General features: G+C 72.2%; 8 protein-coding genes. 6 read left to right on the forward strand and 2 right to left on the reverse strand.

The window, feature by feature from the left end; genetic code table 11:
- Positions 1–158: 158 nt before the first annotated feature.
- Genes egtA through egtD form a run of 4 tightly spaced genes read left to right on the forward strand, consistent with a single transcriptional unit; the run spans position 159 to position 4,538 of the window.
- The gene (gene egtA / locus ACIA73_RS25595) at positions 159–1,484 is read left to right on the forward strand and encodes an ergothioneine biosynthesis glutamate--cysteine ligase EgtA (protein WP_399441022.1); all 1,326 of its coding nucleotides are present in this window, start codon (positions 159–161) and stop codon (positions 1,482–1,484) included.
- Positions 1,481–2,824, forward strand: coding sequence for an ergothioneine biosynthesis protein EgtB (gene egtB, locus ACIA73_RS25600; RefSeq protein WP_399441023.1), 1,344 nt, complete (start codon positions 1,481–1,483; stop codon positions 2,822–2,824). The genes egtA and egtB overlap by 4 nt, the downstream gene beginning before the upstream one ends.
- Positions 2,824–3,579: an ergothioneine biosynthesis protein EgtC gene (gene egtC, locus ACIA73_RS25605; protein ID WP_399441024.1), complete on the forward strand. Its 756-nt coding sequence runs from the start codon at positions 2,824–2,826 to the stop codon at positions 3,577–3,579. Before egtB ends, egtC begins: the two co-directional genes overlap by 1 nt.
- Entirely contained in the window at positions 3,576–4,538 is a 963-nt protein-coding gene (gene egtD, locus ACIA73_RS25610; RefSeq protein ID WP_399441025.1) for an L-histidine N(alpha)-methyltransferase, read from the forward strand. Before egtC ends, egtD begins: the two co-directional genes overlap by 4 nt.
- Before the next feature lie 122 nt (positions 4,539–4,660).
- Here the strand turns inward: egtD and ACIA73_RS25615 are convergent, their stop codons facing one another.
- Positions 4,661–5,950 (reverse strand): extracellular solute-binding protein, encoded by a 1,290-nt coding sequence (locus tag ACIA73_RS25615; RefSeq protein ID WP_399441026.1) that lies wholly within the window; start codon positions 5,948–5,950, stop codon positions 4,661–4,663.
- A gap of 83 nt (positions 5,951–6,033) precedes the next feature.
- Positions 6,034–6,522, reverse strand: coding sequence for a hypothetical protein (locus tag ACIA73_RS25620; protein ID WP_399441027.1), 489 nt, complete (start codon positions 6,520–6,522; stop codon positions 6,034–6,036).
- A 127-nt stretch (positions 6,523–6,649) separates the two neighbouring features.
- On the opposite strand from ACIA73_RS25620, the gene ACIA73_RS25625 reads away from it, so the two are divergent.
- Positions 6,650–7,771: an MsnO8 family LLM class oxidoreductase gene (locus ACIA73_RS25625; protein ID WP_399441028.1), complete on the forward strand. Its 1,122-nt coding sequence runs from the start codon at positions 6,650–6,652 to the stop codon at positions 7,769–7,771.
- 112 nt (positions 7,772–7,883) lie between these two features.
- Positions 7,884–10,238: an ATP-binding cassette domain-containing protein gene (locus ACIA73_RS25630; RefSeq protein ID WP_399441029.1), complete on the forward strand. Its 2,355-nt coding sequence runs from the start codon at positions 7,884–7,886 to the stop codon at positions 10,236–10,238.
- The last annotated feature ends 166 nt before the right edge of the window (positions 10,239–10,404 follow it).

Genomic DNA, 10,404 nt, shown 5'->3' on the forward strand with positions numbered 1-10,404 from the left:
CGGGGCTTGGGCCTGCGGTGCTTCGGGCCGTGTTCCCGACGCGGCTCAAAGGCACCCTTGTGCGGCGCGGGGGCTGCCGCTTAGGTGGTCTGCTGTGCCCCGGCCGAGCGGTCCGGGAACGACCCGCCCCGGCGCGGTCCCGAACAGGAGGTTCAGCCTTGCCACAGGACACCGCGAGGGTCGGCGGAACGCCGATCTCCGAGTCGGACGCGGAGGATCTGCTCCGATGTATCTGCTTCAAGACGGGCCCGCCCCGCTCTCTCGGGGTCGAACTCGAATGGCTCGTCCACGATGTCCACCACCCTCAACTCCCCGTCCCGCCCGACCGCCTCGCCGCCGCGCACGCCGCGGCCAGGGCACTGGCCCTGCGGTCGAAGGTCACCGTCGAACCAGGCGGACAGCTGGAGCTCAGCTCGCTGCCCGCCGCTTCCCTCACCGACTGCCTGCACACCGTCTCCACCGACCTGGCCGTGCTGCGCGGGGCGCTGCGCCCGCTGGGCCTCGAACTCGCCGGGTACGGTCAGGATCCCTGGCAGGCACCCCGCCGCTTCCTGCGCGAACCGCGGTACGACGCCATGGAGGCCCATCTCGGGCGGACCGGCCCCTCGGGGCTGGCCATGATGTGCACCTCCGCGTCGATCCAGGTGTGCCTGGACGCGGGGGTCGAGGAGCCGGGGCCGCTCGGTCTCGCCCGGCGCTGGGCGCTGGCACATCTGCTCGGCGCGGTACTGGTGGCCGCGTTCGCCCACTCGCCGCTCGCCGCCGGCGCCGACACCGGGTGGCGTTCGCACCGGCAGGCCCTGTGGGCGGGCATCGAGCGGGCCCGCAGCCAGGCCCCGCCACCCGACGCGGAACCCCGGGCCGCCTGGGCCGAACTGGCCTTGGAGGCAACGGTGTTGTGCGTACGAGACAGGGGCGGTGTGCTGCGTCAGGCACCCGAGGGGCTGTCGTTCCGGGAGTGGTGCCGGGGAAGTGCCCGGCTCGGCCGGCTGCCGACCCGGGCCGACCTGGAGTACCACCTGACGACGCTGTTTCCGCCGGTACGCCCGCAGGGCCATCTGGAGCTGCGGATGATCGACGCACAGCCCGGCCAGGACGGGTGGATGGTGCCGGTGGCGGTGACGGCCGCCCTGTTCGACGATCCGGCCGCCGCCGAGCTGGCCTGGCGCACCGTCAAGCCCCTCGCGGAGCTGGCCTGCGGCGAGCCGGCGCCCCGCAATCCGCTGTGGGAGTCCGCGGCGCGCACCGGCCTCGCCGATCCGGAGCTGCACGCCGCCGCCGTGACCTGCTTCGCGGCGGCGCGCGAGGCGCTGCCCCGGCTGGGCGCGGACCACGAGGTGCAGCGGGCGGTCGCCGCGTTCACCGAACGGTACGTCGTCCCCGGCCGCAGTCCCGCCGACGACCTCCTCGGCGGGCCGCCCGCGCCCGCCCCGTCGCCCGTCCCCGGCATCCCCCCGCGCCCCGGAGAGGACCCTTCCGCATGACCGAGACCACTCAGCCCCCGGACGTGGATTCCGAGGGGCTTCGCAGCCACGCCGTCGAGGCCCTGGCCCGCGCCCGGTGGCGCACCGCACTGCTGACCTCGTGCGTCGAGGACGGTGAACTCACCGCCCAGCACTCCCCGTTGATGTCGCCACTGGTCTGGGACCTGGCGCACATCGGCAACCAGGAGGAGCTGTGGCTCCTGCGGGTCGTCGGCGGCCGGGACCCGATGCGCCCGGAGATCGACAAGGTGTACGACGCCTTCGAGCACCCGCGTGCGGAGCGGCCGACGCTGCCGCTGCTCACCCCGGCCGAGGCGCGGACGTACGCCGCCGAGGTGCGCGGCCGGGCCATGGACGTACTGGAGCGGGCCCCGCTGCACGGCGAGCCGCTGCTGGACGCCGGGTTCGCCTTCGGGATGGTCGCCCAGCACGAGCAGCAGCACGACGAGACGATGCTGATCACCCATCAGCTGCGGCACGGCCCGACCGCCCTGACCGCTCCCCCGCCGCCCGCCGCACCCGTCACCGCCGACGCGATTGCGGCCGAAGTCCTTGTCCCCGGCGGCCCGTTCAGTCAGGGCACTTCCGTGGAGCCGTGGGCTCTGGACAACGAGCGGCCCGCGCACACCGTCACCGTCCCGCCGTTCCTCCTCGACACCACGCCGGTCGCCAACGGGGCGTATCTCCACTTCATCGAGGACGGCGGCTACCGCGACTCCCGCTGGTGGGACCCGGCGGGCTGGCGCATGGTCCGCGAACACGGCCTCAGGGCGCCGCTCTTCTGGCGCAGGGAGGGCGGCCAGTGGCTGCGCAGGCGGTTCGGGGTGACGGAGCCGGTCGCGGTCGACGAGCCGGTGCTGCACGTCAGTTGGTACGAGGCCGACGCTTACGCCCGGTGGGCGGGGCGGCGGCTGCCGTCGGAGGCGGAGTGGGAGAAGGCGGCCCGGTTCGACCCGGCGTCGGGCCGCTCGACGCGCTACCCGTGGGGCGACGCGGACCCGACGCCGGAGCACGCCAATCTGGGGCAGCGGCATCTGCGGCCGGCTCCGGTGGGTGCGTATCCGAGGGGGCAGTCTCCCTTGGGTGTACGGCAGTTGATCGGCGATGTGTGGGAGTGGACGTCCAGCGACTTCCTGCCCTATCCGGGGTTCGCCGCGTTCCCCTACCGCGAGTACTCGGAAGTCTTCTTCGGTCCTGAGCACAAGGTGCTGCGCGGCGGCTCCTTCGCCGTGGACCCGGTGGCCTGCCGGGGCACGTTCCGCAACTGGGACCTTCCGGTGCGGCGGCAGATCTTCGCCGGGTTCCGGACGGCACGCGACGCGGCGGAGGGTGACCTCTGATGTGCCGTCATCTGGCTTACCTCGGGCCCGAGTCGACGCTCGGCGAGGTGGTGGTCACTCCGGCGTACGGGCTGTACCGGCAGGCGTGGGAGCCCCGGTTGCAGAAGTACGGCACGGTCAACGCGGACGGGTTCGGCGTGGGCTGGTACGCCGACGGGGATCCGGTGCCCGGCCGGTACCGGCGTACCGGACCGATGTGGGCGGACGCGAACTTCGCCGACCTCGCCCGGGTCGTCCGTACCGGAGCCCTGCTCGCCGCCGTACGGGACGCCACCAGGCCCGGGGCGGACGGGGAGGCGGCAGCGGCCCCGTTCGGCTCCGGCCCCTGGCTGTTCAGCCACAACGGGGCCGTGCGTGGCTGGCCGGGCACCCTGGCGCAGCTCGCCGCGGGCCTGCCCGCCGCCGACCTGCTCGCCCTGGAGGCCCGGTGTGACTCGGCGCTCGTCTGGGCGCTCGTGCTGCACCGGCTGCGCGACGGCGACGACATGGGGCAGGCACTGGCCGAAACCGTCCTCCAGGTGGCTGCCGCGGCGCCCGCCTCACGACTGAATCTGCTGCTCACCGACGGTGAGACGGTCACCGCGACCGCCTGGGGCGACACCCTCTGGTACCTGGCGGAGCCGGGCCGTCGCACCGTGGTCGCCTCCGAGCCCTATGACGACGACCCGCACTGGGCCGAGGTCCCCGACCGCACCCTGCTCGCCGCCACCCGCACCGATGTCCTGCTGACCCCTCTCAAGGAGCCCGTCGCGTGAGCCCGTACCGCCTCACCCGCATTCTTCCCCTCGACGCGACCGGTGCCGATCTGCGCACCGACGTCCTGCAAGGACTCGGCCGCGACCCCAAGTCGCTGCCGCCCAAATGGTTCTACGACGCACGCGGCAGCGAACTCTTCGAGGAGATCACCCGGCTGCCCGAGTACTACCCGACCCGCGCGGAGCGGGAGATCCTGCTCGCCCGGGCCGGGCAGATCGCGGCCGCCACCGGGGCCCGGACGCTGGTCGAGCTGGGCTCGGGGTCGTCCGAGAAGACCCGTATCCTCCTCGACACCCTCCCCGACCTGCACAGTTACCTGCCGGTGGATGTGAGCGAGAGTGCGCTGACCGGCGCCGCGGAAGCGCTGCTCGCGGAACGTCCGGAGCTGAATGTGCACGCGCTGATCGCCGATTTCACCCGCGGTCTGGCACTGCCCGGCACTCCGGGTCCGCGCCTCGTGGCGTTCCTCGGCGGGACCCTCGGCAATCTGCTGCCGGACGAGCGAGCCGTGTTCCTGAAGTCCGTACGGTCACTGTTGCAGCCCGGCGACGCTCTGCTGCTGGGCACGGATTTGGTGAAGGACCAAGGCACGCTGGTGGCGGCATACGACGACGCGGCGGGGGTGACCGCCGCCTTCGACAAGAACGTACTGTCCGTGCTCAACCGTGAACTCGACGCGGACTTCGACCCGGACGACTTCAGCCATGTCGCGCGCTGGGACCCCGCCCACGAGTGGATAGAGATGCGGCTGCGGGCCCGCCGCGCCCTGACGGTGAAGGTGCGGGAGCTGGACCTCGTGGTGACCTTCGAGGCGGGCGAGGAGCTACGGACCGAGGTCTCCGCGAAGTTCCGCGAGGAGGGGATACGGAACGAACTCGCAGCGGCCGCGATGGAGTTGAGCCACTGGTGGACGGACGACACGGGCCGCTTCGCACTGTCGCTCTCGACCCCTGCGTAGAGCTGGGGCGCCCACGTCCTCCGGGTTGATCCGGGCCGCTCGCGGCCACCGGGTTCGCGCCACTCCTGCCACCGCACGGGCAGGAGTGGCCCCCCCGGGCCGGAGGGTGAGGCCCGCAGCCTCTACTCCTCGCCGTTGCCGATCCGCTGGAGCGTCGCGGAAATGCTGTCCGACGCCTTCTTGGCGGCCGTCCTCGGGTTGGCGCCGTTCAGCACCTCGGTCATGTACGCCTTGATGGGGTTGTCCGCCTCGACCTGGCCCCACTTCGGCGAGGCGGGGGTGGCCCGTCCAGCGAAGGAACCCTGCGTCATCGCCACCATGCCCTCGTCACCGTTTCCGACCGCGGAGGACAGTGACACCTTGTTGGGGACGTAGTTCATGGCGCGGGCGAGCTCGACCTGCCACTTCTCGCCGGACAGCGCCTCGATCACCTTGATCGCGGACCGCCGCTGGTCGGAGTTCTGCGGGACCACCAGGTCGGAGCCGCCGATGAAGACCGAGCCCGGGGCACCCCGCTTCTTGCCCGGCAGCGGAAAGAACCCGAGCTTGCCGCGCATCTCAGGGTTCTTCTCCTCGATGAGCTTCGCGGTTCCGGGAGTCGCGATGATCTGCGCGATGTCACCCTGCGCGAACTGACCCGCCTGCGGCGGCTTCTCCTCGTCCGCGTCCTTGGGGCCGTCGCCGAGCTCCTGGAGCTCCTGGTAGAACGCCATCCCGGCCAGGGCCCTCGGGGTGTCCAGCGTGCCGGACCACTTGCCGTTCGTCTCGGTGGCGAGCTCGCCGCCCTCGTCCCAGATGAACCCGGCGAGCGTGTACCAGTCCTGCCCGGCCAGGTAAATGCCCTGGTTCCCGCCCGCGTTGACCCTCTTGGTGGCGTTCAGCCACTCCGTGCGGTCGCGCGGCGGCTGCTTGATGCCCGCCTTCTCGAAGAGGTCCTTGCGGTAGACGACGACACGGTTGGCGGCGTACCAGGGGATGCCGTACTGGGCCTTGTCGATGCTGCCGGGGGCGGCCAGGCCGGGGAGCCAGTCGTCACTGCCGAAGTCGCGGACCGCCTCCAGGGTGAGGTTCTCCAGGCCGCCGCGCTCGGCGTACTGGGCGACATGGGTGTTGCCGACCTCGATGACGTCCGGCGGATCGGTGCTGTCCAGGGCCTTGTTGACCTTGGGGCCGATGCCCGCCCAGGCCTGGATCTGGATGTCCAGCTTGATGTTCTTGTTGTCCTTCTCGAACTCTTCCGTGAACCTCTTGATGAACTCGCGGGACGCACTGTCCTTCATCAGCCAGATCGTGACGGTCTTGGTCTCGTCCGCGGAGGAGGAGCCGGGGAGTAGTCCGCAGCCGGTGAGCAGGGCTCCACAGGCGGCAAGTGCGGTGGAAACAGCTATGGAGCGTCTCTGTACTAGGTTCACGAATCAAGAAATTGGCATGAACCAATCGGCGGGTCAAGGGTTGTCCAGGACCTTGGGACGGAGAACTTCCGGTAACGGCGGGATCAGGTACGCCCCTGGCGCTCCTGGGCGTCCTTCATCGCGGGCGAGGAGGCGACCCAGCGAGCCCGTACGACGGTGAAACCGGCCTTCTGGGCGGCCTCGCACACCTTGGGGTCGTCGTCGACCAGCACCCGCACCTCACCGTCGCGCGCCAGCTTCCTGAGCACCTCCAGCTTGGTCAGCCTGGCCGGCCGCCGGTCGTTGTCGCCGCGCATCCAAAGCCGCCCCTCGGGCAGCCCCTGCGCGGCGAGCCAGGCCACGGTGTCGCGGCGGCACCGCTCCGGCCGCCCGGTGAGGTAGACGACCTCGCACTCCTCGGCGCTGCGCAGCACCATGGCCACGCCCTCGGTGAGCGGCGGGTCCTTCGGGGCCCCGGCGAAGAAGGCGTCCCAGTCGCGCGGCGTGCGCTCCAGGAGGTGCTGACGGTGGGAGCTGTCGGCGAGGGTGCCGTCGAGGTCGAACACGGCAAGGGGTCTGCGGTCGTCGGTCATGGGCCCAGCCTAGGGAGTGTGTGCCGCAACCCCCGGCTCGCGCCGGAACGTCCGCCGACCACCTGGCCCTCGCGCGGTCCGGGAATCTTGTCGCCGGGTGTGCGTTGAACCCTGTGTGAGCACAGTGATGAAGCGGACCAGGTTCTCGGTACTCGACCGTTCCCGCACCCGCGAGGGGCAGGAGGGGCCACAGGCGCTGCGCGACTCGGTGGCGCTGGCGCAGGAGCTCGAAGCGCTGGGCTACCACCGCTTCTGGGTCTCCGAGCACCACAGCGTGCCCGGAGTGGCGGGTTCCGCGCCGACCGTGCTGGCGGCCGCGGTGGCCGCGGCGACGTCCACCATCCGGGTGGGTACGGGCGGGGTGATGCTGCCCAATCACCAGTCGCTGGTGGTGGCGGAGCAGTTCGGAGTGCTGGAGGCGCTGTTCCCCGGCCGGATCGACATGGGGCTCGGCCGGTCGGTGGGCTTCACCAACGGGGTGCGCAGGGCGCTGGGCCGGGACAAGGACGACGCCGACCGGTTCGCCGGTCAACTCGCGGAACTTCTGGCGTGGTTCACCGGCGGCGGGCCGGTCCACGCATATCCGGCGGAGGGACTGCGGGTGCCGCCGTTCGTGCTGGCCACCGGGGAGGGCGCCACCATCGCCGCCGAGGCGGGGCTGCCGGTGGTGGTCGGGGATCTGCGCGGCCGGGAGAAGCTGCTGGCCGCCGTGGAGCGCTACCGGGACGGGTTCCGGCCGTCGGTGTGGGCGGCCGAGCCGTATGTGGTGATCGCCGGGACGGTGGCGGTGGCCGGCACCGAAGAGGCGGCCCGCCGCCTGCTGGTACCGGAGGCCTGGTCCATGGCGTACTCCCGCACCCACGGCACCTTCCCGCCGCTCCTGCCCGCCGACCGCATCGAACGCCTCGCGGCGGCGGGCAGCGGCTCGGGCGGCATGACGGACAAGGAGCGCGGCTTCTACGAGAGCGGCCTGCAGGGGCACCTGCACGGCACCGCGGACCAGGTGGCGGCGGACCTGGAGGAGGTCATCGGCGCCACCGGCGCGGACGAGGTGCTGATCACCACCAGCTCGTACGACCGCGAGGGCCTGCGCGACTCGTTCCGCCGGCTGGCGGGGCTGGCGGGGCTGACGACACCGGACGGGGCGGTTCCGGGCGGGACGGCCCCGTCGCGGACGGCCCCGGACGCTACGGCCCACGGAGGGACCCCGGCGCGGACGGCCCCCGCCCCGCGGGCCGCCCGAGCCTGAGCTGGACCCCTGCGGACCGTGACCGCTCAGGTGGGCCGACCGGGGCCCGCCGCCTAGTATCGAACTGTTTGTCCCTTCGCCCGTCCCCACCGTCGCGCCGTACGGAGTCCCCATGCACAGCCCCCACGACCCGTACGTCCGCGTCCGTGGCGCCCGCGAGCACAACCTCCGTAACGTCGATGTGGACATTCCGCGCGACTCCCTGGTGGTCTTCACCGGTGTCTCCGGCTCCGGGAAGTCGTCGCTGGCCTTCGGCACGGTCTACGCGGAGGCCCAGCGCCGCTACTTCGAGTCCGTCGCCCCGTACGCCCGCCGTCTGATCCACCAGGTGGGTGCGCCGAAGGTCGGCGAGATCAGTGGGCTGCCGCCCGCCGTCTCGCTGGAACAGCGCAGGTCGGCGCCGTCCTCGCGGTCCTCCGTCGGTACGGTCACCACCCTGTCGAACTCGCTCAGGATGCTGTTCTCCCGGGCGGGCAGCTACCCGCCAGGGGCCGAACGCCTCGACTCGGACTCCTTCTCGCCGAACACGGCCGCCGGGGCCTGCCCCTCGTGCCACGGGCTCGGCCTGATCCACCGCACCGACGAGGCACTGCTGGTCCCCGATCCTTCGCTGTCGATCCGGGAGGGCGCGATCGCCGCCTGGCCGGGCGCCTGGCAGGGCAAGAACCTGCGCGACGTCCTGGACACCCTCGGGTACGACGTGGACCGGCCGTGGCGGGAGCTGGCACAGGCCGACCGCGACTGGATCCTGTTCACCGACGAGCAGCCGGTGGTCACCGTGCACCCGGTGCGCGACGCGGGCCGCATCCAACGCCCTTACCAGGGCACCTACATGAGCGCCCGGCACTATGTCCTGCACACCTTCGCCGACACCAAGAGCCAGTCGCTGCGCGCGAAGGCCGAACGGTTCCTGACGAGTGAGCCGTGCCCGGCGTGCGGCGGCAGCAGGCTGCGGCCCGAATCCCTGGCGGTCACCTTCGCGGGCCGTACGATCGCGGAGCTGGCCGCGCTCCCGCTCTCCGGGCTGGACGACGTCCTGGCCGCGGGTGCGAACGGCACCGAGACCGCCCGCGTCCTGACCGAGGACCTGCGCGCCCGGATCGCGGTCGTCACCGAACTCGGCCTCGGCTACCTGGGCCTGGACCGCACAACCCCCACCCTTTCCGGCGGGGAGCTTCAACGGCTCCGTCTGGCAACCCAGTTGAGGTCGGGCCTGTTCGGCGTCGTGTACGTCCTGGACGAGCCGTCCGCCGGACTGCACCCAGCGGACACCGAGGCCCTCCTGGTGGTACTGGACAGGCTCAGGACGACGGGGAACTCGGTGTTCGTGGTCGAGCACCACCTCGACGTCGTACGGCGTGCGGACTGGCTGGTCGACGTGGGGCCGGCGGCGGGCGTGCACGGCGGCCGGGTGCTGCACAGCGGCCCGCCCGCCGGCCTCGCCGAGGTGGCGGAGTCGGCCACCCGGCCCTACCTCTTCGACCACTCTCCGCTGCCCGTACGAGAGGTCCGCGAGCCCTCCGGGTGGCTGAAGCTGGGCCCCCTCACGCGGCACAACCTCCACGCACTGGAGGCCGAGTTGCCGCTCGGCACGTTCACCGCGGTGACCGGCGTCTCCGGTTCCGGCAAGTCCACACTCGCCGCCTCCGTATCGGAGGAACTGCCGGGCGTGCAAAGGCTCGTGACGGTTGATCAGAAGCCGATCGGACGCACACCGCGCTCCAATCTGGCCACGTACACAGGCCTGTTCGACGTGGTGCGCAAGCTGTTCACGCAGACTCCCCAGGCCCGGGCCCGGGGGTACAAGGCCGGGCGGTTCTCCTTCAACGTGGCGGGCGGGCGGTGCGAGACCTGCCAGGGCGAGGGGTTCGTCTCCGTGGAGCTGCTCTTCCTGCCGAGTACGTACACGCCGTGCCCGGACTGCCACGGAGCGCGGTACAACCCGGAGACCCTCCAGGTCACGCATCAGGGACTGAACATCGCGCAGGTGCTGGACCTGACGGTGGAGAAGGCGGCGGAGTTCTTCGCCGACTCCCCCGCGGCGGCCCGTAGCCTGCGCGCACTGCTGGACGTGGGCCTCGGCTACCCGACGCTCGGTCAGCCCGCGACCGAACTGTCCGGTGGCGAGGCCCAGCGGATCAAGCTCGCCACGGAGTTGCAGCGCGCCACCACCCGGCGCGGGCACACCCTCTACGTACTGGACGAGCCGACGACGGGGCTGCACCCGGCCGATGTCGAGGTGCTGATGCGCCAACTTCACGGTCTCGTCGACGCGGGCAACACCGTGGTGGTCGTCGAGCACGACATGGCCGTGGTCGCGGGCGCCGACTGGGTGCTCGATCTCGGGCCGGGCGGCGGCGACGCGGGCGGCCGCATCGTGGCGGCGGGCCCGCCGCGCGAGGTCGCCGGGGCCCGGGAGAGCCGGACCGCCCCCTACCTGGCGAGGGAGTTCGCGGGCAGGGCCTGACCGCGCAGGCGCAAAGGGCCGGACGGCCCATCGGCGTACGGACACAGGGCCGGGGGGGGGGGGGGGGGGGGGGGGGGCCCCCCCCCCCCCCCCCCCCCCCCCCCACTCGGCTGTCACACCTGGCGCCGCCGCAGATACACGCCCCAGGTGACCACCAGGCACAGCA

This window comes from Streptomyces sp. NPDC051561 (assembly GCF_044454195.1).
Taxonomy (GTDB): Bacteria; Actinomycetota; Actinomycetes; order Streptomycetales; family Streptomycetaceae; genus Streptomyces.